This window comes from Bacillus gobiensis, from assembly GCF_001278705.1.
GTDB lineage: Bacteria > Bacillota > Bacilli > Bacillales > Bacillaceae > Bacillus > Bacillus gobiensis.
On record NZ_CP012600.1, the window covers coordinates 82,300 to 105,639 of the forward strand.

Consider the following 23,340-nt stretch of genomic DNA (forward strand, 5'->3'; position numbering starts at 1 on the left):
CTGGCCCCAAACTCTGCGGGAACAGGTCCCATGTATATTTTCGGAAAAGAGCTTCAATTTCCGATTGTCAGCACTGGAGTCGGTTGGGCAGGATCGAAGACACATGCCCCCAACGAATCCATTCGCCTCCAAGACTTCGAACAGGGAGTTGTCCATATGGCGTATATGCTGTCAGGGATATCTGCAGCTTTGCAGACTTCAGAAAATGTGGAGGTTAAATAAACTGTATTAAATCTCAGACGTAGACAAAAGTTGGCGTTTTTTTGTTGAAAATTTTCATTTTTCGTAATAGTAAAAATTACAGTTTTACCCTTATCATCAAAATTAGTTTTTGTTAGTATAGGTACACGTATAGGCAATTTCACTTTAGCTCAACATAAAGGTATGAAAAAAGTGGAAAATAAAGAAATAAAAGGAGGATGAGTGAGTAATAATCCTTTACATGTAAAACATGGATATGTTGGGTTTCACATTTAGAGGAGGAAGTTGATGTCTAACAATCAAGGGAAATTTAAAAAAACAATATCTTTACTAGATCTTATACTGATCGGACTAGGAGCTATTTTTGGATCAGCTTGGCTGTTTGCTGTCAGTAATGTGGCTTCAAAAGCAGGTCCTGTAGGAAGTTTCTCATGGATCATCGGAGGTATCATCATTCTTCTGATTGGATTGGTTTATGCAGAACTTGGAGCTGCAATCCCCCGTACAGGAGGCATTTTACGTTATCCTGTTTATTCTCATGGCCACTTAGTCGGTTATTTAATCTCAGTGATCACCATTGTGGCATACACGAGTCTGATTTCAATTGAAGTAACTGCAGTACGCCAATACATAGCATTTTGGTTTCCTAATTTAACGGTACCAGGATCAGAATCACCTACCATATTAGGGTGGTTTGTACAGTTTGCTATGCTTTGCTTGTTTTTTCTCTTAAACTACTGGAGTGTAAAAACATTCGCAAAATCAAATATATTTATATCCATTTTTAAGTATATTGTACCAGTTACCATTGTCATTGTGCTGATCTTTCATTTTAAATCTGCCAATTTTACAGCAGGAGGCTTTGCTCCTTTTGGAGTTGAGGGCATTCAGGCTGCCATTTCAACTGGCGGGGTGATGTTTGCCTATCTAGGACTTCATCCTATCGTTTCTGTTGCAAGTGAAGTGAAAAATCCGCAGAGAAATATTCCGATCGCATTGATTATATGCATAATTCTTGCAACATCTATTTATGCGTTGCTTCAAGTATTGTTTATCGGAAGTATACCAACAGATATGATTTCAGGCGGTTGGGAAGGCATCCAGGATGAGTTTTCATTGCCATTCAAAGACATTGCTGTAATACTCGGCCTCGGGTGGATAGCTACACTCGTTGTATTAGATGCTATTGTATCCCCGGGAGCAAGCGGGAATATTTTTATGAATACGACTTCCCGTTTAGTTTATGCATGGTCTCGTACCGGAACTCTTTTTAACGTTTTTTCAAAAGTTGATAAGAAAACCGGTATCCCTCGTGCCTCACTATGGCTATCATTTGGATTATCTGTTTTCTGGACACTCCCATTTCCTTCATGGAGTGCGCTAGTTAACGTTTGTTCAGTTGCTCTCATTCTTTCGTATGCAGTAGCGCCAATCTCTTCTGCTGCCTTTAAGGTAAATGCAAAAGATCTTGAGAAACCATTCAAGCTGACTGGTATGAGCGTGATAGGACCACTTTCATTTATTTTTGCGACCTATATTGTGTATTGGTCAGGGTGGAATACCATCTCATGGCTTTTAGGGGCACAAATTGTCATGTTTATCATCTATCTCATATTTAATAAGTATGTACCAAAGAAAGAAGTAAGCCTTGCACAACAGATTAAGTCTGCAATGTGGATTTTGGTCTACTATGTCATGATGATGATTATCTCATATTTAGGCACCTTTGGTGGAGGAATTGGGGTACTGAGCAATCCATTGGATCTTTTCGTTATTGCTGTAGGCTCATTAGCGATATACTACTGGGCTAAGTATTCCGGATTGCCTAAAGCAATTATTGACAAAGAACATTCCAACGAAGATGATGAAGTCAAATAAATTATAATGAAATGCTATTCCTTTTTATAACATATAGAAAGGAATAGCATTTTTTTACTATTTGAAGTATAAAGGTATATAAAATAGACACGTGAAAGGGAGAATTTCACACTAAGTTGCTAGGAATTTCTGTAGGATGATTGCAATTACACTGAAGTTAATTCCACGGTTCACAGGATTAATAGTACGGAACACATGGGTAATTGCATGGTTCCACGGTTTAATTGCGCTTCCCTGATCTACTCCCTCATACACCAAATAGTTCCTCCCTTGTAGATCTCCAACGCTTCTATAAGAAACTGTTTGTCATACCCGGCCAGAAGGCTGATTTTATCTGCCCAATCTTCAACTGTTTGTCCAGTCGTTTCATGAAACAGACCTTCACTCGTACTTAAGCAGCTTTTCCAGTTGTCAAATTCCCAATGGGCGATTTCGCTTTTGTAAGGGATTCTGCATTCGAAAAGGGGGGTTGGTTTCACATTCCGCTGAGACCATTCGGCAGCCTCGAGAAAGAATGCCGTCTCAATGGGTTCGGTGTGATAGGTTTGCTGCGAGCGTTTTCCATTTGGACGATAGTAAACGATATCAAAAATCTGTCCTGCTGGTATCACTTCGACATCGGCTGCCGGAAAAAAGCCGCTTTGTTTTTCATTGGAATAATCTTCACTGTTTGAATCGATTAAAATTGGATTGATCCATTGGTCGCCTAAATCGCATAAATAACGCCGGCCATTTTCATCGATTGCGATAACAGCAGCATGGGCAGAATTTGTTTTCAGTCCATGGCCAATCGGATAAGCCTCGATTCCGTCTTTTGAGAACTCATCAAGCAGCCAGATAGACAGGTCAAAGCAGTTGCCTGCAATTCCGTATTGGCTGCGATGCTTCTTCATTTCTGTTATATCTCTTTGTCTGTTCGGTCGTTTTTTCTCATAAAACCATGCTTTGGATAACGTCTCCATTGGAAAGTCGTCAAATTTCCTCCAAGTAGTGAGGATTTGTTTTGGAGCTTGCATGCCGATTAATAACCCTTTGCGTAATCAATCAAATTAACATGTGGTGTGTCTCCGTCAAGATAGGCCGTTAAATTCGGAAGAAAAATGTCCTCGACGACCCGTTTTTCATAAAACTCTGTTAAACCTGCAGTATGTGGAGTAATGATGACATTTGCCATGTCCCACAAAGGGTTGTTTTCTTCCAACGGTTCTGTACTAAAAACATCGAGACCCGCTCCGGCAATTTGCTGATCCTGCAGCGCTTGGATCAATTCTTTTTCATTCGCTAATTCTCCTCTGCCGATATTAATAAAGAATGCAGAAGGCTTCATTTGCTTAAATTGCTCATAGCTGAAAAGGTGATGCGTATCTGCTGTTAACGGCAGTGTAACGACAACGTAATCACAACGCGGAAGCACAGAATGCAACTCGTCTGTCGTATACATTTCATCCACATATTCTTCAGGCTTGTTCGAGTTTCGTACTCCAAGGACTGTCATATTGAACGCTTTTGCAATTTTTGCTGTCTCTTTTCCAATCGCTCCGATTCCAATGATCCCTATCGTCTTGTGATGGATTTCAAGCTTTATATCTGCCTCATCCCATGTTTTTGAAGCTTGATTTCGAATATACGTATGTATCTTTCTCGTTAACGAAAGCATTAAGGCGAAAATCGTCTCGGAAATTGGATAAGCATGCACTCCGCTGGCGTTTGTTAAGTTCACGTTTTTCTCGGCTAATTTTTCTAACGGCAAATAATTGATCCCCGCACTCCAGCTTTGCAGCCAACGAAGCTTTGAATCAGGCGTAAGGCATAATTCATCTAACCCTTTTCTCCAGCCGACAATAATTTCTGCTTCTTTTATATCATTCTCCCAATCTGACTGCTCTTTACCGGAAATGACCTCCCAATCAGGAGCAATTTCTTTTACCTTTTGAATAGACTCTGACTCCATTGCACGAACAAATACAATTTTCCTTCTTGACATAGTACCTCCTTAAACACGTTTTATTCATATTTTAGCAGATTAGTGTGACTTTTTCGAAAATGAGAGATGACATGATAATGAAGCGTAAAATAAAATAGAAGAAAGGAGTTGGAACGTTTATGAAAATACATATTATAGGTTCTGTAGGGAGTGGCAAATCAACTCTTGCCCGAAGATTATCACATAAATATGGTGTGCCGTACTTCGAATTAGATAATGTTGTATGGAAACGAACGAATAAAGGAGACATTAGAAACTCTCCTGAGGTTAGAGATGAAAAATTTCGCAACATTATTGCGATGGATTCGTGGATTGTTGAGGGCGTGCACCATTCGTGGGTGTTAGAAGGATTTAAAAAGGCAGAGCTTATTATTTTCCTTGATACGCGAGTGTGGAAAAGAAATTATCGAATCGCAAAGCGCTTTTTTGTCCAAAAACTGGGCTTTGAAAAAGGGAACTACAAGCAGACAGTTCTCATTCTCGGAAAAATGTACAAGTGGAATTATCATTTTGAGAATTCAAGTAAACCCGAAATTCTGTCCATACTGCAACAATTTAAGGAGAAATTATTAGTAGTTAGCGATAATGATAAAATTGAAGAAATCGATTTTACCATTGGAAAGCAAAAACAGAAATGGTCATAATGACAGCATCATCGGTAAGAAAAACAAAAGGGAGGAAAAAACGTGCTGAATTTATATATTACTCGTCACGGAGAAACTGAATGGAATGTCGCGAAGAAAATGCAGGGTTGGCAGGATTCGGAATTAACCGAATACGGCATTCAAAATGCAGAGCTACTCGGAAAACGATTAAAGGATGTTCATTTTCACGGAATCTACTCCAGCCCAAGCAAGCGTACGGTAAAAACAACAGAACTCATTAGGGGAGAAAGAAAGACGCCTGAGATTATTACGGATGATCTTTTTCGTGAAATGGGGATGGGGGAATGGGAAGGTAAAACCCATGACTACCTTATGAATCAGTTTCCTGATGAATATAACAATTTTTTTCAGGCTCCGCACCTTTTCAATCATCCTGGAGGAGAGAGCTTCTTGGATTTTCATAGCAGGGTTCAAAAGTCACTGGATCGGATACACACCGAGCATGTTTCGGGCAATATTTTACTGGTTACCCATTCTGTGTTTATTAAAAGCTTGACAGCCCATATCAAAAATCTGCCGCTTGAAAAGCTGTGGTCGCCTCCCTATGTCTACGATACCAGCCTGACTTTGATCGAAATTGACCAGGGGCATTACAGGATCAAGCTCGAAAGCGATATTTCTCATCGAAAGGACGGAGAACTGAACAAAAATTAAGAAATGAGGTTTTTAAATAGATGAGGAAAAAATTCTTCATATTCGTCGCGAAGAAAAGAAGTATCACGAAAGCTTTTATGAAAATAACAGACTGTTTAAAGAAGGATCCTGGCTTCATAAGCCTGTCCAGTCTGTGCTGGACTGTATGAGCCATTTTGATCAAAGGGAAGAGATAAAGATTCTTGATTTAGGGAGCGGGGTGGGCAGAAACAGCATTCCTCTCGCAGAAAAAATCAAAAAAGGGCAAGTCGTTTGCGTGGACATTCTAGGGCACTCGTTACGAATGCTAAAAGAGTACAGCAAGGATTACGGAGTAGGAGAAAAGATCAGAACGATTCAAGCGGATATCGGCGATTTTCCAATCGATCCGAACGAATATGATTTCATTGTTTCCGTATCGGCACTAGAGCATATGAAAACGGAAAAAGATTTTGACCGTATGCTACATAAAATGAAACTTGGTACAAAGCCTGATGGTATCCACTGCTTTGTTATCAATTCGCAGGTAGAAGAAATCGATGCGGAAACAAATACACCACTCGATGCATTTTTTGAAATTAATTTGCCAACAAATAATATGATAGGAAAATTAAAATCTGCCTATCGTGACTGGGAAGTTAAACAGCTCGACGTAAAACCGTTATCCTTCGATATAACGCGAAACAATCAATTCATACATATAAAAACAAATGCGATCACCTTTATAGCTTATAACAACAAATTAGAGAGCCTTTAATCAGGCTCTTTTTATACCCAATACAAACCAAAACGTTTCACTGTACACTTTATATCAAAATATGCTATTTTAATATCAGGTTTACCAACAAAGGAGGAAAGAATCCATGTTGTTTCATCCTATGGATATTTTGATATTTATCGCATTCGGGCTTTCACTCTGGGCGCAGTTTAGGGTAAAGGGCAGCTTTAACCGCTGGACGAAAGTGAATGCGTCAAGCGGGATGACTGGAGCAGAGGTTGCCCGCAGGCTGTTGGATGATGCAGGGCTTTATGACGTTCCTGTTGAGGCGGTACGGGGGACTTTGACCGACCATTATGATCCGATGAAGAAAGTTATCCGTTTGTCAGAGCCTGTGTATGGCGGGACATCCATCTCAGCGGTTTCGGTTGCTTCTCACGAGGTAGGTCACGCGATGCAGCACAAAGAGAGCTACCCCGCATTGAAGTTCCGGCATTTCATGTTCCCTGCAGTCAATTTTAGCTCAGGCATTGCTCCGCTCTTGCTTATTGGCGGGTTTTTATTGCAATCGACGAATTTAATTGGCATCGGGATCATCTTATTTTCGATAGCGGTTGCGTTTCAGCTCATCACCCTGCCTGTTGAGTTTAACGCATCAAGCCGGGCAAAAAAACTGATGGTCGCTGATGGCTTTATTGCAGGACCGGAAGAAGAGCGCGGAGTGAGCAAGGTACTTGGTGCCGCTGCACTCACATATGTAGCCGCCGCATTGATTTCACTTTTGGAGCTCTTGAAGTTCATCTTCATATTCTTCAATCAACAATCGGAGGAATAATAACAACACGCCAAGAAGTTTTCGTCTTCTCGGCTTTTTTTATTTTGCGGTTTTTTCACCCATAAATCACTCATCTGCGCCATAGGATATTATATCAATCCGAAATGCTAAGGAGCGGATGAGTATTAGCAAAAAAGAAATATATTTACTGGCCTTTAGCGTTATCATGATTGTATTGGCATCCGGGACGGCAATTTTATTTTCTGTTTCCTTTATGAAGCTTTTTTTTGGCAGCAGTATTCTTTACCTATTCCTGGCGGTAGTCTACTATTGGGTCGACAGTCGTGGGTACTGGAATAACTTGGGGCGGATCCGTAGAACCTTTTATCTGTTGTTTTTGATTTTGATCTCAGTCGGTTTTATGACAGAAAGCATTTCGTATCTTAATTGGCAGCAGGTGATTACCTTTGTTGCGATGGCTGTTTTTGCCGATTTGGCTATTTTTCAAACTCCTCACATTCTTAGTATTTGGAATACAGTGTTTGTCCAGGAGAATGAAGTTCGCGATGCTTTAAAGGAGAGCAGGCAAACGATCCTCATGAATGCGAAAAAGGCTGAGAAATTTTCAGAGGTTATTCAGAATACGGATATCCATTTTGATGAAATGCCTTTTCCTGTTTCCGGGAAAGAATACGAGCAGCAGATGGAGGAATATATCTGTTTGTACAGCGGTGTTTTTGGATTTGCAATTACTATTTTTCTCTTTCCTGTTCTTGAGAGCAAGAAGGAGAAAGAATTGCACATTGACAAAACTTTGAAGAACATCAGCATAAGGCATGCCCATCAAATGACAGAGGATGACAGAGAACAATTGGCTGTTGAATTGTCCGAAGGGCAAATACAAGTGCTGCAAGAGGATCGGTTGATCGCAATTCCTTATTTCGGGAACTATTACAGCATAATTGTAACAGTAGAAGCGAAAGATGTCGCTGTTGATCCGATTGACGCCTCCCACGTCTCGAGCCTGCTTTATATTTTCGATTGGTATATGGAAGGAATCGATTGATCAATAGGTATTCAGAGGATACAATGCATCCATTTGCAAATATACTATATTAGAAATGCGATATATAAGGGGGAGCGAGGTTGGGATTAAAACGAAATAAAAAACGCAAAAGCAACCAGCCGCACACGAAGCAGGGAGATTGGGGCTTTAAAACAATAACAAAAAAAATAGAAAAAGCACTCGGGACTCTTGATAAGAAATATTGATTACCAGAAAAAAGGCCTATTTTAATCTGGCCTTTTTTTATAGTATCGGAGAGAGCAATCTGGCAATAGATTCAACCACACGTTGGAGACGCGGCCTGCTCTTATATTGTTCAAGCGTCAGCTCCCTCGAAACATTCATATCTTCTGTGAAAATTTCTGAAAGTTCCTTTGCTTTTAACTCGTCATAGATAAAAGCGTTGACTTCAAAATTAAGCTTGAAGCTTCTAATGTCGATATTGGCTGTCCCGACAGAAGCCACTTTATCATCGGCAATGATCGTTTTCGCGTGCAAAAATCCTTTTTCATACAAATAACATTTCACTCCTATTGCCAGCAAATCCTTTAAATAAGAATAGGAAGCCCAATAGACCAGTTTATGGTCTGGCACTGCAGGAATCATCATACGAACGTCAACGCCTGAAGTGGCAGCGATTCGCAGTGCATCCATCAAGCTTTGATCCGGGATAAAATAAGGAGTTTGAATATACAGGCGATCCTTAGCAGAAACTATGATTTTTAAATAGGCCAGTTTAATCTGTTCACGTTCATCATCAGGTCCGCTTGTGAGAATCTGCATCCCTGCTTTTCCTTCGTGTGCTAAAACAGGAAAATATCCATCATCGTAATTAATTGCTTCCTTCGAGGCAAGCTCCCAATCTAGAAGAAAATGGGCCTGCATTTGCAGTACCGCACTTCCAGTTATTTTTATATGGGTATCACGCCAGACCCCGTAACGTTTATCCAATCCGAGATACTCATCACCGATATTGAATCCCCCAATGTAGCCAGCTGTTCCGTCGATAATGACAAGCTTGCGGTGATTTCTGTAATTCATTCGAATATTAATCAGCGGGATACGGGAAGGAAAAAAGGAAGCCACCTTGCCGCCGGAAGCTAGTAAATCCCGAAAGATACTTTTTGACAATCTCATGCTCCCGACAGCGTCATATAAAAACCGAACCTCGACACCTTCAGCAGCTTTTTTTGTTAACGCTTCAACGATCCGTTTGGATAAAGCGCCGTTTCGGACAATATAGTACATGATATGTATGTGATGCTTTGCGCCCTCTATGTCTTTTAGAAGGTCGTTGAATTTATCATTGCCGTCTGTGTAGACCTTAATGTCATTATCCTGAGTTAATAGAGAATGGCCGCTCAGCAGATTCATATAAATCAAATCTTGATATTGTTGGATCGTATCATCTTTATAGGCGATTTTACCAAGCCTGAAGCCGGTTAATTGATTCTCATAATAAGGAAGAATGCGGTAGACCTGTTGTTCGTCCAGCTTATATATTTTGCGCTTGCTTAAATTTTGGCCAAACAAGATATATAATACAAAGCCGATTCCGGGCAAAAACAGAAGAACCATCAGCCAGGCCCAAGTAACACCAATGTCTCGTCTTTCTAAAAAAATAACGAAAAAGGCCAATAATATATTTAAGACCGTTAATCCAGTATATAAATTAGGTAAGTCGTACATAAAACACCCCGTCACTAAGCGAGAAATTCAATCGCATCCGTTTTCATCCAGTAATTAGAGTGTAATACAAAATGAATTTCTATTTCAATCTTAATGAAAAAAAGTTTGATCAATCCAAACCCAAACGGAAGTTAGAGGAAAACTTGCCAGATCATAATATAATGAATTTTTAAGAAAATTTAAAGTACATATAGACAGATATAAGCAGATGCGTTATTCTTGTTTAATGAAAATGATTATCATTTGAAATTTTATAGGAATTGAGGACAGATATGAAAAAAGGTACGCTTACATATACGATTTTATCTATTATGACCATTGCCGTTCTAATTTTTTCTTCGGGGTGCGGTTCTAATTCCGCACAGGAAGAAGGAAAGAATGCCAGTGGAGAGACTCGAACCATTCAGCACGAACTTGGATCAACTGAAGTAAATGGTGATCCTAAAAAAATCGTCGTACTGGAATTCTCCTTTTTGGATTCACTAACTGCACTCGGAGTTACGCCGGTTGGAGTTGCCGATGATAAAAAGCCGCAATTGATTGAAAAGCTGGCCGGGAAAAAAATTGACTATACTTCTGTAGGCACGAGAGCAGAGCCTAATATAGAAATCATCAGCTCACTCCAGCCAGATTTAATTATTGCGGACGCGGAACGCCATAAAGGAATTTATGAACAGTTAAAGAAAGTGGCTCCGACCATTGAGTTGAAAAGTAAAGAATCAACCTATAAAGAAAATATAGACGCATTTAAAACGATTTCGGATGCATTGAACAAGAAAGAAGTCAGTGACAAAAGACTGAAAGAACATGATGAAGTCATAGGAAAAATAAAAGCTGATCTGCCAAAAGAAGAAACTAGAAAAGTTATGGTAGGAGTTGCAAGAACAGATTCTTTCAATATCCATACTTCTTCTTCTTATGACGGAGAAATTTTAGCAAATCTAGGCCTCGAAAATTCAGTAGAGTCTCCCGAGGCATATAAGGACATTAACTTAGAACAGCTGAGTGAACTGAATCCTGACATTTTATTTGTTTCAAGCAACGAAGGGAAAACCATAGTGGATGATTGGAAACAAAATCCGATTTGGAAGGATTTAAAAGCAGTTAAAAATAATCAAGTGTATGATGTAGACCGTGATCTTTGGACACGCTTTAGAGGTGTCATGTCAAGTGAGACGATCTCTAAAGACGTGACTGAAAAAGTATATTCCAAGTAAGGGAGAAAAGAAGCCGGGTGCACCTGCTTCTTTTCTTGCCTTATGCAAAGAGTTGAGGCGGAGGTGCAGGAGTGGTCCCTTTTCAAGCGAAGCAACACAAATTTTCTATTCTTTTGGCTCTGATCATAGTCCTTATTCTAGGGCTTGCGTTAAATATTTCTGTTGGAGCCGCGAATATTTCATTCATAACAGCATTAAAAGCATTATTCGTTTGGGACGGAACACGCGAACAGATTATTGTTTCAACACTGAGGCTGCCGCGGACTGTTGTTGGTGTCTTAGTTGGTGCGAATTTAGCGGCAGCAGGTGCATTAATGCAGGCATTGACTAGGAATCCATTGGCTTCTCCCCAGGTTTTTGGCGTCAATGCCGGAGCCTCATTATGCGTTGTTGCAGGTGTGGTGCTGTTTCCTTCCGCACAGATCTCAGTGGTTGTTTTTGCTTTTCTCGGCGCAGCGATTGGAGGCTTAATCGTTTATTCCTTCGGCTCAGCTGGAGGAATGACCCCTGTGAAGCTGGCGCTTGCCGGTATCGCTGTCCATCTTTTTCTTTCTGCTTTTACTCACTCGATCATTATTCTGAATGAGTCGGCAGACGATGTTCTCTTCTGGATGGCAGGTGCGATTAGTGACAGCAATTGGGGAGATGTTCAGACGATTGTCCCTTGGGCTTTGATTGGTATATCAATTAGCTTCGCCATGTCCGGTTCGGTATCTGTTCTTGGTCTGGGAGACGCCACCGCCAAAGGCTTGGGTCAAAACATCACAATTATTCGAACCGCTGTAAGCTTTTTAGTTCTTATTTTGGCAGGCTCATCCGTTGCAGTTGCCGGACCAATTGGATTTGTCGGTTTGCTTGTGCCTCATATTGCCCGAAAACTCGTAGGTGAGGATTATCGTTTTGTATTGCCTTTCTCCGCATTGCTTGGCGCAATTTTACTAGTATATGCTGACGTATTGGCCAGATTTATCGCCTATCCCTATGAGTCTCCAGTAGGTATTGTAACGGCAATGATCGGGACACCGTTTTTTTTGTATTTAGCTAGCAAAGGCAGGACGTTAAAATGAAAACACAAAAACATCCCGCAGTTGTTCTTCTGCTATTATTATTGATATTACTTGCCATTGCTGTAATCAGCATTGGAGCGGGGGCAATTTATATTCCTCCTCTTGATGTGATTTCTGCCTTGTTTACGGAAAGCTCCGGGTACCATTTCATCATCAATGAATACCGAATGCCGCGGATAATTATCGGCATTTTAGCAGGGGCAGGCTTAGCGGCAGCAGGAGCGATTTTACAAGGAGTGGTCAGAAATCCGCTTGCATCCCCCGATGTAATCGGTGTAACAAAAGGTGCGGGCTTGGCGGCAATGATCGTCATTCTTATATTCCCAGCATCCCCCATCTATGTTTTGCCTTTTTCCGCTTTCTGCGGTGCCGCATTTATTGCTATACTGTTAGTAACTTTTATTTATAAGAAAAATGCCCGATCCTCCTCGTTGGCATTAGTAGGGATTGCGATAGGCGCTGTATGTGAGGCGGGCATGCAATATTTAATGATTAAATTTCCGGGCGATACAAACGCCGCGTTAATTTGGCTGACAGGAAGCCTCTATGGAAGAGACTGGTCGCAAATTCAGATTTTAGCTGCAGCGTTTATTATCCTGCTTCCATTGCTGTTTGTGTTCAGCAGGAAACTTAATCTTCTTTCTTTTAGTGATGAAGTCGCTGAAGGATGGGGAGAAAATGCGAAAAGGCTGCGTTTTTCACTGCTCTTTCTTTCAGTTGCATTAGCTGGTGCTTGTGTTGCTGTTGTTGGTTCAATTGGTTTTATCGGACTGATTGCACCCCATATTAGCAGGAAAATCATTGGATCCAAATATGAATACATGATTCCGGCATCTTGTTTCATCGGCTCTATTCTTTTGCTATCAGCAGATAGTTTGGGAAGAGGAGTGATGCCGCCTGCAGAAATTCCGGCTGGTATTGTAACAGCCATCATAGGCGCACCTTATTTTTTGTATTTATTACGGACGGAATCAAAAAAAAGAAAAAAAGGATGATGAATGTTGGGGACACTTTCAGCAGAAAAGCTTACTCTTTCATACGAGACAGCTACCATCATAAACAATATATCAATTGAGATTCCAAAAGGGAAAATCAGTGTGCTAATCGGATCTAATGGCTGCGGCAAATCAACCATCCTAAAATCGCTTTCGAGACTCCTTCAGCCTACAGGAGGGTCTGTGTTTTTGGATGGGAAATCGATCCATAGCCAGCCGTCTAAGGAAGTGGCGAAAAAGCTTGCTATTCTTCCGCAAGCACCTGAGGCTCCAGAGGGATTAACAGTTGAGGAGCTCTGCAATTTTGGCAGGCATCCTCATAAGAAGCTGTTTTCAAAAAGCAGCCGGGAAGACAAGGAAATGGTCGAATGGGCACTAGCGGCAACCGGAATGACAGAGCTTAAGGACCGTCCATTGGACTCCCTATCCGGAGGACAGCGGCAGCGGGCATGGATCAGCATGTCTCTTTCGCAAGGGACTGACCTTCTGCTTCTGGATGAACCAACGACTTATCTTGATATTGCTCATCAAATTGAGGTTTTGGACCTTCTTAGGACATTAAACCGTGAACACGGGCGCACGATCGTCATGGTTCTTCACGATTTAAACCAAGCTGCGCAATATGGCGATTATTTGATTAGCATTGCGGATGGTGAAGTATACAAAGCAGGCGCTCCGGAAGAAATTTTCACAAAGGATCTTTTTCGTGACGTTTTCGGCCTTGAATGCTGTATTATGAAAAATCCGCTTGACCAGAAGCCGATGTGTTTCCCAATGGGGCTTTGCAATCGGGCAAAATCCTGTCAAATGATTGAAAAAAATAATGAAAAGTGATAGAACCAGTCAAGCAAATGGCAGGTTCTTTTTTTTGCATCTATACTCCTTTTTTCATCCCTTCGGTTTATATAAAGGGTGAGAGGAGGTGATAAGCATGGCATCAGCAGTTTTGGTTGAGTCAAAAATCCGCCTTGTATTTGACAAGGGGACAGACGGGGAAGGAAAACCAGTCACTGGAGGCAAAACGATCAATAACGTAAAAAAGGACGCAACTCCTGAAAATCTGATCGTTGCAGCACAAGCTATTGCTTCCTTGCAAATTCATCCGCTTGTGGACGTGGAGCGAAATGACAAGCAATTGTTATCCAACTAAAAAATAATGAAGGGAGAGATGAAGGATGGAAAAAACGGTAGAGCTTCAATTTTTAGATGAGCTTGGAAAAACGGTTAGGATTTCGATTTCCGAACCGAAGGACCAGCTCACTGAAGCCGAAATTTTCACTGTAATGGATTCGATTCTTACAGCAGATGTATTCTTCGGAAGCGGCGGCCGGTTAGTCGCTAAAAAAGGCGCCCGTATCGTCGAGAAAAACACGGTTGATTATGAAGCAAGCTAAACACGCAGGTCCGGCTCTTTATTAGAGCCGGACTTTTCTAGTTTACGGATGGAGGCTTTTTTAACAGGATTATTCTTTTGACATTCTTCTGTAGTGGTGAGAATATATAACAAGTTGGTAATGATTAGATGGGGAGAAAAACGATGTATCATGCAAAAACTTTAAATGAAAAAATCCGATTATTTGTCATGATTTTATGGCCGATATTAATAACACAAATTAGCTTAAATGCGATGAATGTAATAGATACGATGATGTCAGGCCGAGCAGGTACGGATGATCTGGCGGGAGTTGCAATCGGTTCGAGCCTGTGGATGCCGATTTTGACAGGCATTAACGGGATCCTTCTTGCCGTAACGCCAATCGTTGCTCAATTGATTGGAAAAGGAATGAGCGGGAAAGTGGCAGAATCCGTCACACAAGCTTTATATTTATCCGTTTTGTTAGCGATAACCGTCTTTGTTGCAGGAGCTTTTTTTCTAGATCCAATTCTAACTGCGATGAGCCTTGATCCTGAAGTGCAATATGTAGCTAAGCACTATTTAATAGGAATTTCTATCGGTCTTATTCCGCTATTTGCCGCCAATGTACTTCGGTATTTTTTTGATGCTCAAGGCTATACGAGAATTACGATGATCATCATGCTGTTCGCTGTGCCTTTTAATTTCGTGCTGAATTATCTGCTGATTTTTGGTTCCTTTGGCTTTCCGAAGCTTGGCGGTATCGGCGCGGGATACGCAACGGCGCTCACTTACTGGCTGATCTTTTTCATCAGTGTATTTATGACATTTAAAGTGGGCGAAATGAGCAAGCATCGGCTCTTCTTACAATGGTATAAGCCTGATTTAACAGCATGGAAGGAGCAGCTAGCAATAGGCGTTCCTATGGGTCTTTCCATATTTTTTGAAGCAAGTATCTTTTCGGGAGTTACTTTGCTGATGGGAACGATGTTTAATACGGTCACGATAGCCGCCCACCAAGCAGCAATAAGCTTTACTTCTTTGTTATTTATGCTGCCGTTAAGCATTTCCATGGCGCTGACGATCCTAGTAGCATTTGAAGTGGGTGCAGGACGATTTCATGATGCAAAGCAGTACAGCAAGATCGGTGTTCTGGGAGCTATCGGAATTCTCGGCTGTTGTTCAGTAGGTCTTTTTTTCTTCAGAGAACAAATCGCTTATTTATATACAGATAACCCGCAAGTCGTTGAACTAACGATGGCGTTTTTCTTATTCGCCATTTTGTATCAGCTTTCAGATGCTGCCCAAGCCTCTTTGCAGGGTGTGCTTCGCGGGTACAAAGATGTGAAAGTCCCGTTTATCGTCGCACTTGTTTCCTACTGGGCGATCGGCATCCCATCCGGATATGCGCTCGCTACTTTAACCGCACTCGGTCCATACGGCTTTTGGCTGGGCATTACAATAGGACTTACTTGTGCATCAATCGGCTTTTATATTCGGTTAGTTTCTATTGAAAGAAAACAACTAACGCCTGCGTACTAGGAATATTCTTTAGATCTTTTCTTGAAAAATTGAGCGAATGCTAGATGCTATTCTTGTTATAATGGGTATTATGCGGACAAAGATGATTAAGGAGATTAGAAATGACCGACAATAAAGAAATTCACGTTATCGTAGCAACAGGTGAGTGGAGCAACGACGCTTTGAAATATAGAAGACACAGATTAGCAGAATTTCTTGCTGAAAAAGACAACACAGCTGAAGTGATCTGGGTATGCCCGACTTCAAGCCCTCATTCGAATAAGTTTCATTCGTATTCCGACAAGATTAAGCAGTATTTTGTAGCTGATATATCATCGAACCGGATGCTTAGGTTCGCCAGATATTTCGATATTTTTTATAAAAACAAATTGGATGAACTCATTCGGTATGTAAACAATCAAGATGCTAAGAAATATTTGTGGCACACCTTCCCTGGGTTTCCGCTCTTGCAAACGATCATTTCTTGGGATCGTGTGACTTACGACTGCAGTGATTTGTGGGCCATACAAATGGGCGGCAAAAAGAATCTTATCAACCAATTTCGGCAAAAAAGCATTTCATCTGCTGAAAATCGAATAATTGCTGGTGCCGACAACATCTTTTGTACATCTGATTTTTTATATGAAAAAGTAAAGGGAAATCAATCGCTGAATGAAAAAACACAAGTCACAGCGTTAGAAAACGGGGTTGAATTTGAGGCATTTTCAAAAGGCGAAGAGTGGTCAGAAGAAGCATCACCAGGTAAAGCTTCGGGCCCTGTACTAGGCTTCATTGGGGGTATTAAGCCAAAACTGGATTTTGAACTTCTTAACCGGGTGATGTCGGAGAAGGAAGATTGGAAGCTGCTGTTGGTGGGTCCGGATGCAACGAATAATAGCCCATCTTTTCAACAGCTGCTAACGAATAAAAATGTGAATTGGGTAGGAGAGGTACCTCCGGCTGAAGTACCTGAATATATGGACAAGCTGGATATCGGCATCTTGCCCTATAAATCATCAGAATATAATAAGGCCGTATTTCCGCTCAAATTATTTGAGTTTTTAGCAGCAGGAAAGCCTGTTGTCGGAATGAATCTGCCGTCTACTAAAAAATATAGCCAGCCTATGATTTACGAATATATCGATGATTCGGACGAGCAATTTGTGAAAGCGTGTGAAACCCTGTTTAAAGATTCTTTGCCTTTTACAAAAGAACGTGTTGAGTTGGCACAGAAACACGATTGGCAGGAAATATTTAAAACGATGTATAGGAAGGCTGTAGAATCGAAATAACAAAAGAAGAAACAGCATTCATTTTAGGATGCTGTTTCGTTTTTGCTTGTATACTATGTCAGATCGTACAACGAAATATTGGTAATACTGTAGAAAATCATACTATCATTATTCAGCTTTTTGATTTATGTGTTAGTCTGCACGGGCGTTTCTTAAGATAGCTTATAGCCAAATATTACTCTTCAGCAAGCTCCTTCATTTGATAAAATAGCTTTTTATTATTAAAATCTTCAGAAGTAATTCCTAGACTGTCACATGCCATTTGGATATGATCGAGCCATTGTGCATCGTTACATTCTATTGCTTCTTCACATTCTTTTTCGATGTAAGGAGTACTTATCTGCTTTCCAATGCTCCTAAAAATCTCAATGGCTCCTAATGCTCCCGGCCAATTTATATCTTGCAATAACTGTGCCAGTTTTGGTAAGGCCTTTTTATTTCTTGGATGTCCTATTTCATTTAATATGAATACTCCATTTTCCCAACATTCTTTTCCATACTTAGGGATTATCATATCAACTTTATCAGGTGGAAGCTGTGAAAGAACGGAAATGGCTTCCTTTTGGGTTTCTTTTGGTAGCGACCAATTTAAATTAAATACAAAATAAATGATCTCTTCATCTTCGAGGTTAATATAGTCTGTCATAAATATTCTCCTTAATTTTTTGAAGATACTGAAATAGCTTGTATTATCTTTGTGAATTTGTGTGGTTTCTCATTTGCAACTTGCGTAGTATAAGTGCCTCATTCAGGATATATGTGCTACTCCACCCAGTATATGTGCTTCTGCCCTTTATCTCTGCCTCTTCTTCAGCTTAGGGTATTCATCTTTTCTTTCTTTTCAGCTTCATTCAAGTATTCATAAAATCCGATTAAATTACCCCATGGATCAGAAAATGTCCCCCATTTAACTGGGACGCCTTCTCTAGTGTAAATTTCAAATGGTTCGATGTTACATTCTTTCACCATTCTCTCTCGTTCTACTTCGATGTCATCAACACCTAAACGAATCGGTCCGTTTCCTTCTGTCGGTGTTCCTTCAGCGACCTGCAGCCAGCATCTGGGTATGATTTCCCACTCCACAAATCCGGCGTGAGGGAGAAAATCGGGCTCTCTTTTCAATAAGGTTCTATACCATTTTTGTCCATCTTCTATATGTAAAACGCGTACTTGAACCGTCATATCTTAGATCATAAAAGAACTCCTCAGTTAAATTGTAAATACTCTAGTACATTTCCGAAAGGATCTTGAAAGCTAATCAATTTGCCAGGCGGACAATCCTTTGGTTCTTCAATAATAAAAGTAACGCCATGTTCTTTTAGATGCCTAACGGTGTCAAAAATATCGTCTGTTTTTAAAGCTAAAACGACTCCCGAAGTGCGCATTTCCGGTCTAAGCTCAGCTTCTTCTGTTTCTTCCAGCACAATCGGCAGCTCACCGTGAACAAGTGTAACAATTTTTTCACCATAGTGCTTGTCAACATGAAAACCTAAAACATTCGTGTAAAAATCGATTGCTAGTTGAATATTTGGAACATAAATTCCGATAACACATACTTGACTCATTAATCTTCCTCCTTTTACTTTGGTTCATTTCATTATAAAACTTAGTAATGCCGAAATTTTCTTCTAGTTTGCTGTGTTAAAGCCTGGTGCAATAGCATAGGGAGATTGATTAATATGGGAGGATCACAGGGATGCCGCTCGGAATGTCTGAAAACATACATTTTCGTTTACTGCTATTCAATGCCGTTCCTAAAATGGGAATTTGATCGGGGATCGGGCGGGGAAAAAGGCCGGCAAAGATAAGGCCGTTAAATGATTGCTCCGTTTTTATGCTGCAATTGATAAATGGTGCTGTTTTGCGATTAGGAAGGATCGGCGGAAGAGCTTGGCTTTTGTATCGATTCATAAGGTTTGCCAAAAAAGCGGTATCCGATTGAAATTTTCTCGGGGAGAGACCGACATATTTTTTAAATCTGGAGGAAAATGAGCCCTGACTCCTTAAACCGGCAGAATGAAGCACTTTAACCAGAGAGGATCGCTTCATTAATTCTTCTTTGCTTGCCTCAATTCGAATCGCGGATAAATAATGGCGGGGAGAAATACCAGTAGTATCTTTAAACAGCCTTGTAAAATGATAAGTGCTGTAGCCGACGTGTTTTGCGACTTCTTCAATTGTTATTTGCGTATTTTTATGTTCCCTCATAAAGTGGATCGCTTTCGTAACAATGAGTTGATTCAAGTTATTCACCCCTTCAGCATTTTATTAATTCTTTAGCGCAACATTGCTGTATTCGAGAAGAATCATAAGAAATCCTTTTTAATAAATTGAAAATATTGGTTGTAACGTGCGCTATGATTTATTCATTTTCATTTTGCAAGAAAGTGTGACTTTGTTCAAAATATTTCATCCATAATATCATCTATTTTAACATACATACAGTTTGTATGTTAAAATAAAAACAACTTATAACGAAAGGTGAGAGTTCCATTGATACCAAACAGTTTTTACCCAGTTATTTTAACTGACCAGGTTTCTTTTAGCTCCAATTTTTATATCGACTATTTTGGCTTTGAGCCTGTTTTTGAAGCTGACTGGTATGTGAGTTTAAAAATGACTCGAGGCAAAGTGCCTTACGAATTGGCTCTGTTGGACTCATCACACTCCACTCTTCCCGATGGCTTCAAAAAGACAGTGAGAGGTTTGATTCTTAATATTGAAGTGGACGATGTGGATACGGAATATAAAAGACTTATATTAAAAGAAAAGCTCCCTCTCCAGCTTGATATTCGGGATGAAGATTTTGGACAGCGTCATTTTATTACATCTGATCCTAACGGTGTCTTGATTGATATAATAAAAATCATCCCGCCATCAGTGGAACTAAGCAGTCAATATCATGAGAATGTATGGGTTAATGATGGGAAAGGTGCAAATGGATGACATATGTACCTTTGAAAAACTACTTTGGAGTCGAATTGGCTCACCGTCTCTCTGCTTTGATTGAACCATTCTATCCAGAATTTCCTGGTGAAGCATTTGCAGCCTCGGTTGCAAAAAAAGTGGAACCTCTAGAGTTAAAGGCCAGAGTCGCGGTTATTACTGAAGAGTTAAATAAAGCTCTTCCTTTTCATTATTCGGAATCCTTGAAAATTTTACTGAATATTATTGGCCCGGAAAATAAAACAGAGAAGGGTATGTTTACAGACGGATATTTTCTTATGCCTATTGCCCATTTTGTAGAAAAATATGGGCTGCAGGATTTCGAAGTTTCGATGAATGCCCTATATGAGATCACAAAACGACATACATCCGAATATGCTATACGTCCTTATTTGATTAACCATGTGGATGACTGTATAAGAATTTTGAGCACTTGGTCGAAGGATGAAAACTTTCATATTCGAAGACTAGTCAGCGAGGGAACACGTCCTATTCTTCCTTGGGCAAAACGAATAGATGCTATCAAAGGAGACCCTGCAAATAATTTTGTCTTGCTGGAGCCTTTGCTGGATGACTCTTCACTCTATGTGAGAAAATCGGTGGCCAATCATTTAAATGATTTAACGAAAGACTATAAGGAAATGACGATCGAGTGGATTCGTGATCGCTTGGAATACGGAGGGGAATATATCTCATGGATCGCACGCCACGCATTAAGATCACAGGCCAAAGCAGGGGATAATGAAGTGCTTGAATTATTGAAAAATCTATAAGGGAACATGGATTGGAGTAAAATTGATCATGAAAAAAAAGCAGGAAGAAACAAATGAAACGATTCGCAAGCTAATTGATATAGCAAGAAATTATTTCACAGAACGCGGGTATGCGGAAACAGCCCTAAAGGATATTGTAGATGAGGCCAGATTGACACGTGGAGCACTCTATCACCATTTCGAAAATAAAAAAGGACTTTTTCATGTTGTACTAGAGTCCGTACAAATAGAAATTGCACAACGAATTGAAGCTGAAGCAAGCAAGAGCGATGACTTATGGGAACAACTTCTTCTTGGGTGCCGTGCTTTTGTTACGGCTGCAGTAGAACCCCGAAACAAGCGGATTTTGCTTATAGACGGTCCTGCAGTGATCGGCCAAGAGGTTTGGCGCAAGATGGATGAGCAAAACTCCATGAGGCATTTGCGTGAACAGCTTCATTTCTTGAATCAGCAAGGATATCTAAAACCGGTATCGATAGATGCAATGACTCATGTTGTCTCAGGCGCTCTGAATGAATCGGCTCTCTGGATTGCAGAAAATCCCGAAGATGGGGAATCACTAGAGCAAACGATGACAGCCATTTCCTTATTATTAAATGGTTTTAAACGCTAAGAAAATCCGTTTATGCAGAATGGGCGCATCCTTAGCTAATAAGAGCGCCCAATTCTTATTCCGAATAAACATTATTGGAATAGTTTTTAACTTCTTAATCTTGATACAGCTCCTCCAATTCATCCACCAGCGATCCGACATAAGCGACTGCTTGTTTAATTGGTTCTGGCGTGGACATGTCTACTCCTGCATGCTTTAATAAATCGTTTGGCTTCTTGGTTCCGCCTGCTTTTAATACGTCTATCCACTTGTCGACCACTGGCTGGCCTTCTTCTTTAATCTTTTGGGAGACAAGAGTCGACGCGGTTAGCCCGGCAGAGTAGGTGTATGGATAAAGTCCCATGTAGTAATGCGGCTGGCGCATCCAAGTCAGGCTCGCACCTTCATCCAATGCAACGGCATCACCCCAGAATTCCTTCAACACATCGCCTTTTACTTTGCTTAGCGTGACAGCAGTTAAAGGTGTCCCTTCTTCAGCCAAATTGTACACTTCGCGCTGGTAGACACCTTCCAAAAGATGAGTGACAAAGTTGTGATAATAGGTTCCCATGAGCTGATTGATGACCCAGCGTTTCATCTTCTTGTCATCTGTTTTCGCGAAAAGGTGCTGAGCGAGAAGCATTTCGTTCATGGTTGACGGCGATTCAATAAAATAAAGAGACGGGCGGGTATTCATAAAACGCTGATGCTTATTCGCGAAATAGAAATGACCGGCATGTCCAAGCTCATGGGCCAAGGTAAAGGCGTCTCTCATGGAATTTGTCCACGTAATTAAAATATATGGGTGGACACCGTAAGGGCTTGAGCAAAAAGCTCCAGTTGATTTACCGACATTGTCCGCTTGATCGACCCATCTTTCTGTTAATGCGGTTTTCATGACGTCCGCATATTCAGGTCCCATCACCTGGAGAGCTTCAAGGATGACTTCACTTGCTTCCTCAAATGAGGTTTTCGGACTGAAATCATGGTCTAACGGCACCTTAAGGTCGCAAAACTTCATTTCATCAAGACCTAACACTCGTTTCTTTAACTGGGCAAACCGTCGCATATGCGGAGCAAGTTCTTTGTAAATCACATCCAATTGGTTATTGTACATGTCAATAGTGACTTTTTGCGGATGAAGCAGCATTTGGATGACAGAATCATAGCTTCGCAAGCGGGACGTGGTTACCTGTTTTTTTACTTCCGTCTCATAGGCAGCGGCAAAGGTATTTTTGTATTGCTCAAGGGTTTGAACAAAGGAATCATAAGCTTTCCGGCGTACCTTTGTATCCGGAGAAAATTCGTATCTGCCTTCATATAATGCAAATGAATTGGACAGCTCGTTCCCATCATCATCAGTGATTGGCGCAAACTGCATATCCGCAAGCTTCGCCGTCTGATAAACCTTGTATGGAGCGCTGTGAACTTCTCCTAAGGCGGCTAACGCTTCTTCGGTTTCAGCGGAAAGGGTATACGGCTTTTGTTCTAAAATTTCTTCTAACGTTTTGCGAAAAGGTTCTAAACCCTCTTCATCTTTTATGTATGCTTCAATGGTGCCGTCTGGAAGTGAAAGAATTTCAGTCTTAATAAACGATAGCCCCGCATTCACTTTTGCGCTTATCGAAGCGATTCGTGATGCATTGGCTTGATTGACGGGGTCTGTGCTGTCTCCAGATTGGAGCAGTGAGGCATAAGTCGCAGCTTTTACAAATGATAGATACAGATTTTCTTCCTCAATTAAACACTCATATAAACGCTTTGAACCCTCATGAAAAGTTCCTTTATATTTCGATACGACAGAAATTGCGCTTTCTATCGCTTTCAGGTCTTCTTCCCAGGCTTCGATTGAAGGATATAAATCGTTTAAGTTCCATGTCAATTCTTCTGGCACTTCAGAACGGACAAATCGTTTTTCAAATGTTTTTTCCATCATGTACCCTCCCACATAAAAAATTTCGTGTTTCTAAATAG

General features: G+C 40.7%; 27 protein-coding genes. 19 read left to right on the top strand and 8 right to left on the bottom strand.

All coding sequences use genetic code 11. From position 1 onward, the window contains the following. The first annotated feature begins 30 nt into the window (after positions 1 to 30). Positions 31 to 222: a hypothetical protein gene (locus AM592_RS00365; protein WP_053601941.1), complete on the top strand. Its 192-nt coding sequence runs from the start codon at positions 31 to 33 to the stop codon at positions 220 to 222. A 267-nt stretch (positions 223 to 489) separates the two neighbouring features. Further along, positions 490 to 2,079, top strand: coding sequence for an APC family permease (locus AM592_RS00370; RefSeq protein ID WP_053601942.1), 1,590 nt, complete (start codon positions 490 to 492; stop codon positions 2,077 to 2,079). A 239-nt stretch (positions 2,080 to 2,318) separates the two neighbouring features. Here AM592_RS00370 and AM592_RS00375 read toward each other — a convergent pair whose 3' ends face one another. Both AM592_RS00375 and AM592_RS00380 read right to left on the bottom strand, forming a co-directional pair. Then, positions 2,319 to 3,095, bottom strand: coding sequence for a hypothetical protein (locus tag AM592_RS00375; RefSeq protein WP_053601943.1), 777 nt, complete (start codon positions 3,093 to 3,095; stop codon positions 2,319 to 2,321). A gap of 5 nt (positions 3,096 to 3,100) precedes the next feature. After that, positions 3,101 to 4,063 (bottom strand): D-2-hydroxyacid dehydrogenase, encoded by a 963-nt coding sequence (locus tag AM592_RS00380; RefSeq protein ID WP_053601944.1) that lies wholly within the window; start codon positions 4,061 to 4,063, stop codon positions 3,101 to 3,103. Positions 4,064 to 4,182: 119 nt separating this feature from the next. Here AM592_RS00380 and AM592_RS00385 point away from each other — a divergent pair, with 119 nt between their 5' ends. The 6 genes from AM592_RS00385 to AM592_RS24910 all read left to right on the top strand — a co-directional run bounded on the left by AM592_RS00385 (position 4,183) and on the right by AM592_RS24910 (position 8,126). Beyond that, complete coding sequence (locus AM592_RS00385) at positions 4,183 to 4,707, top strand: shikimate kinase (RefSeq protein WP_053601945.1); 525 nt, start codon at positions 4,183 to 4,185, stop codon at positions 4,705 to 4,707. 42 nt (positions 4,708 to 4,749) lie between these two features. Further along, positions 4,750 to 5,382, top strand: coding sequence for a histidine phosphatase family protein (locus AM592_RS00390; protein WP_053601946.1), 633 nt, complete (start codon positions 4,750 to 4,752; stop codon positions 5,380 to 5,382). A 16-nt stretch (positions 5,383 to 5,398) separates the two neighbouring features. Further along, positions 5,399 to 6,118, top strand: coding sequence for a class I SAM-dependent methyltransferase (locus AM592_RS00395; protein WP_053601947.1), 720 nt, complete (start codon positions 5,399 to 5,401; stop codon positions 6,116 to 6,118). 106 nt (positions 6,119 to 6,224) lie between these two features. After that, positions 6,225 to 6,914 carry a zinc metallopeptidase gene (locus AM592_RS00400; protein ID WP_053601948.1) on the top strand — a complete coding sequence of 230 codons (690 nt, stop codon included), beginning with the start codon at positions 6,225 to 6,227 and terminating at the stop codon, positions 6,912 to 6,914. 118 nt (positions 6,915 to 7,032) lie between these two features. Then, positions 7,033 to 7,920 carry a type II toxin-antitoxin system SpoIISA family toxin gene (locus tag AM592_RS00405; RefSeq protein ID WP_053601949.1) on the top strand — a complete coding sequence of 296 codons (888 nt, stop codon included), beginning with the start codon at positions 7,033 to 7,035 and terminating at the stop codon, positions 7,918 to 7,920. 80 nt (positions 7,921 to 8,000) lie between these two features. Then, complete coding sequence (locus AM592_RS24910; RefSeq protein ID WP_264080145.1) at positions 8,001 to 8,126, top strand: hypothetical protein; 126 nt, start codon at positions 8,001 to 8,003, stop codon at positions 8,124 to 8,126. Between the two features lie 37 nt (positions 8,127 to 8,163). Here the strand turns inward: AM592_RS24910 and cls are convergent, their stop codons facing one another. After that, positions 8,164 to 9,609 carry a cardiolipin synthase gene (gene cls / locus AM592_RS00410; protein WP_053601950.1) on the bottom strand — a complete coding sequence of 482 codons (1,446 nt, stop codon included), beginning with the start codon at positions 9,607 to 9,609 and terminating at the stop codon, positions 8,164 to 8,166. 260 nt (positions 9,610 to 9,869) lie between these two features. On the opposite strand from cls, the gene AM592_RS00415 reads away from it, so the two are divergent. The 8 genes from AM592_RS00415 to tuaH all read left to right on the top strand — a co-directional run bounded on the left by AM592_RS00415 (position 9,870) and on the right by tuaH (position 17,055). Continuing rightward, positions 9,870 to 10,826, top strand: a complete 957-nt coding sequence (locus AM592_RS00415; protein WP_376773401.1) for an ABC transporter substrate-binding protein — start codon at positions 9,870 to 9,872, stop codon at positions 10,824 to 10,826. 71 nt (positions 10,827 to 10,897) lie between these two features. Next, positions 10,898 to 11,893 (top strand): FecCD family ABC transporter permease, encoded by a 996-nt coding sequence (locus AM592_RS00420; RefSeq protein WP_053601952.1) that lies wholly within the window; start codon positions 10,898 to 10,900, stop codon positions 11,891 to 11,893. Further along, the gene (locus AM592_RS00425; protein WP_053601953.1) at positions 11,890 to 12,888 is read left to right on the top strand and encodes a FecCD family ABC transporter permease; all 999 of its coding nucleotides are present in this window, start codon (positions 11,890 to 11,892) and stop codon (positions 12,886 to 12,888) included. The genes AM592_RS00420 and AM592_RS00425 overlap by 4 nt, the downstream gene beginning before the upstream one ends. Positions 12,889 to 12,894: 6 nt before the next feature. Beyond that, complete coding sequence (locus AM592_RS00430; RefSeq protein ID WP_053601954.1) at positions 12,895 to 13,722, top strand: ABC transporter ATP-binding protein; 828 nt, start codon at positions 12,895 to 12,897, stop codon at positions 13,720 to 13,722. A gap of 97 nt (positions 13,723 to 13,819) precedes the next feature. After that, the gene (locus tag AM592_RS00435; RefSeq protein WP_053601955.1) at positions 13,820 to 14,038 is read left to right on the top strand and encodes a DUF1659 domain-containing protein; all 219 of its coding nucleotides are present in this window, start codon (positions 13,820 to 13,822) and stop codon (positions 14,036 to 14,038) included. 25 nt (positions 14,039 to 14,063) lie between these two features. Then, the gene (locus tag AM592_RS00440) at positions 14,064 to 14,282 is read left to right on the top strand and encodes a DUF2922 domain-containing protein (protein ID WP_053601956.1); all 219 of its coding nucleotides are present in this window, start codon (positions 14,064 to 14,066) and stop codon (positions 14,280 to 14,282) included. Positions 14,283 to 14,425: 143 nt separating this feature from the next. After that, on the top strand, positions 14,426 to 15,784 hold the full coding sequence (locus AM592_RS00445) for an MATE family efflux transporter (protein ID WP_053601957.1): 1,359 nt from the start codon (positions 14,426 to 14,428) through the stop codon (positions 15,782 to 15,784). Between the two features lie 101 nt (positions 15,785 to 15,885). Further along, positions 15,886 to 17,055: a teichuronic acid biosynthesis protein TuaH gene (tuaH, locus tag AM592_RS00450; protein ID WP_053601958.1), complete on the top strand. Its 1,170-nt coding sequence runs from the start codon at positions 15,886 to 15,888 to the stop codon at positions 17,053 to 17,055. Positions 17,056 to 17,230: 175 nt separating this feature from the next. Here the strand turns inward: tuaH and AM592_RS00455 are convergent, their stop codons facing one another. From AM592_RS00455 to AM592_RS00470, 4 genes are all read right to left on the bottom strand, one after another. Further along, positions 17,231 to 17,701, bottom strand: a complete 471-nt coding sequence (locus AM592_RS00455) for a hypothetical protein (RefSeq protein ID WP_053601959.1) — start codon at positions 17,699 to 17,701, stop codon at positions 17,231 to 17,233. Positions 17,702 to 17,865: 164 nt separating this feature from the next. Continuing rightward, positions 17,866 to 18,237: a VOC family protein gene (locus AM592_RS00460; protein ID WP_225970309.1), complete on the bottom strand. Its 372-nt coding sequence runs from the start codon at positions 18,235 to 18,237 to the stop codon at positions 17,866 to 17,868. A 23-nt stretch (positions 18,238 to 18,260) separates the two neighbouring features. Continuing rightward, positions 18,261 to 18,620, bottom strand: a complete 360-nt coding sequence (locus tag AM592_RS00465) for a VOC family protein (protein WP_053601960.1) — start codon at positions 18,618 to 18,620, stop codon at positions 18,261 to 18,263. 109 nt (positions 18,621 to 18,729) lie between these two features. Further along, positions 18,730 to 19,299 (bottom strand): helix-turn-helix transcriptional regulator, encoded by a 570-nt coding sequence (locus tag AM592_RS00470; RefSeq protein ID WP_053601961.1) that lies wholly within the window; start codon positions 19,297 to 19,299, stop codon positions 18,730 to 18,732. Positions 19,300 to 19,548: 249 nt separating this feature from the next. On the opposite strand from AM592_RS00470, the gene AM592_RS00475 reads away from it, so the two are divergent. The 3 genes from AM592_RS00475 to AM592_RS00485 are packed head-to-tail and all read left to right on the top strand — an operon-like array spanning position 19,549 to position 21,387. After that, positions 19,549 to 20,001, top strand: coding sequence for a VOC family protein (locus tag AM592_RS00475; protein WP_098945172.1), 453 nt, complete (start codon positions 19,549 to 19,551; stop codon positions 19,999 to 20,001). Beyond that, entirely contained in the window at positions 19,998 to 20,774 is a 777-nt protein-coding gene (locus tag AM592_RS00480; protein WP_053601963.1) for a DNA alkylation repair protein, read from the top strand. The genes AM592_RS00475 and AM592_RS00480 overlap by 4 nt, the downstream gene beginning before the upstream one ends. A 28-nt stretch (positions 20,775 to 20,802) precedes the next feature. Further along, positions 20,803 to 21,387 (top strand): TetR/AcrR family transcriptional regulator, encoded by a 585-nt coding sequence (locus AM592_RS00485; RefSeq protein WP_053601964.1) that lies wholly within the window; start codon positions 20,803 to 20,805, stop codon positions 21,385 to 21,387. Between the two features lie 94 nt (positions 21,388 to 21,481). Here the strand turns inward: AM592_RS00485 and pepF are convergent, their stop codons facing one another. Next, positions 21,482 to 23,299, bottom strand: coding sequence for an oligoendopeptidase F (gene pepF / locus AM592_RS00490; protein ID WP_053601965.1), 1,818 nt, complete (start codon positions 23,297 to 23,299; stop codon positions 21,482 to 21,484). Between the last annotated feature and the right edge of the window lie 41 nt (positions 23,300 to 23,340).

Bases quoted from the DNA above. Each gene is read 5' to 3' on its own strand.
- AM592_RS00405 (WP_053601949.1), top strand. From the start codon at position 7,033: ATGAGTATTAGCAAAAAAGAAATATATTTACTGGCCTTTAGCGTTATC.
- pepF (WP_053601965.1), bottom strand. From the start codon at position 23,299: ATGGAAAAAACATTTGAAAAACGATTTGTCCGTTCTGAAGTGCCAGAA.
- AM592_RS00380 (WP_053601944.1), bottom strand. From the start codon at position 4,063: ATGTCAAGAAGGAAAATTGTATTTGTTCGTGCAATGGAGTCAGAGTCT.
- AM592_RS00465 (WP_053601960.1), bottom strand. From the start codon at position 18,620: ATGAGTCAAGTATGTGTTATCGGAATTTATGTTCCAAATATTCAACTA.
- AM592_RS00375 (WP_053601943.1), bottom strand. From the start codon at position 3,095: ATGCAAGCTCCAAAACAAATCCTCACTACTTGGAGGAAATTTGACGAC.
- AM592_RS00435 (WP_053601955.1), top strand. From the start codon at position 13,820: ATGGCATCAGCAGTTTTGGTTGAGTCAAAAATCCGCCTTGTATTTGAC.
- AM592_RS00370 (WP_053601942.1), top strand. From the start codon at position 490: ATGTCTAACAATCAAGGGAAATTTAAAAAAACAATATCTTTACTAGAT.
- AM592_RS00445 (WP_053601957.1), top strand. From the start codon at position 14,426: ATGTATCATGCAAAAACTTTAAATGAAAAAATCCGATTATTTGTCATG.
- AM592_RS00425 (WP_053601953.1), top strand. From the start codon at position 11,890: ATGAAAACACAAAAACATCCCGCAGTTGTTCTTCTGCTATTATTATTG.
- AM592_RS00440 (WP_053601956.1), top strand. From the start codon at position 14,064: ATGGAAAAAACGGTAGAGCTTCAATTTTTAGATGAGCTTGGAAAAACG.
- AM592_RS00460 (WP_225970309.1), bottom strand. From the start codon at position 18,237: ATGACGGTTCAAGTACGCGTTTTACATATAGAAGATGGACAAAAATGG.
- AM592_RS00365 (WP_053601941.1), top strand. From the start codon at position 31: ATGTATATTTTCGGAAAAGAGCTTCAATTTCCGATTGTCAGCACTGGA.
- AM592_RS00485 (WP_053601964.1), top strand. From the start codon at position 20,803: ATGAAAAAAAAGCAGGAAGAAACAAATGAAACGATTCGCAAGCTAATT.
- cls (WP_053601950.1), bottom strand. From the start codon at position 9,609: ATGTACGACTTACCTAATTTATATACTGGATTAACGGTCTTAAATATA.
- AM592_RS00400 (WP_053601948.1), top strand. From the start codon at position 6,225: ATGTTGTTTCATCCTATGGATATTTTGATATTTATCGCATTCGGGCTT.
- AM592_RS00385 (WP_053601945.1), top strand. From the start codon at position 4,183: ATGAAAATACATATTATAGGTTCTGTAGGGAGTGGCAAATCAACTCTT.
- AM592_RS00480 (WP_053601963.1), top strand. From the start codon at position 19,998: ATGACATATGTACCTTTGAAAAACTACTTTGGAGTCGAATTGGCTCAC.
- tuaH (WP_053601958.1), top strand. From the start codon at position 15,886: ATGACCGACAATAAAGAAATTCACGTTATCGTAGCAACAGGTGAGTGG.
- AM592_RS00455 (WP_053601959.1), bottom strand. From the start codon at position 17,701: ATGACAGACTATATTAACCTCGAAGATGAAGAGATCATTTATTTTGTA.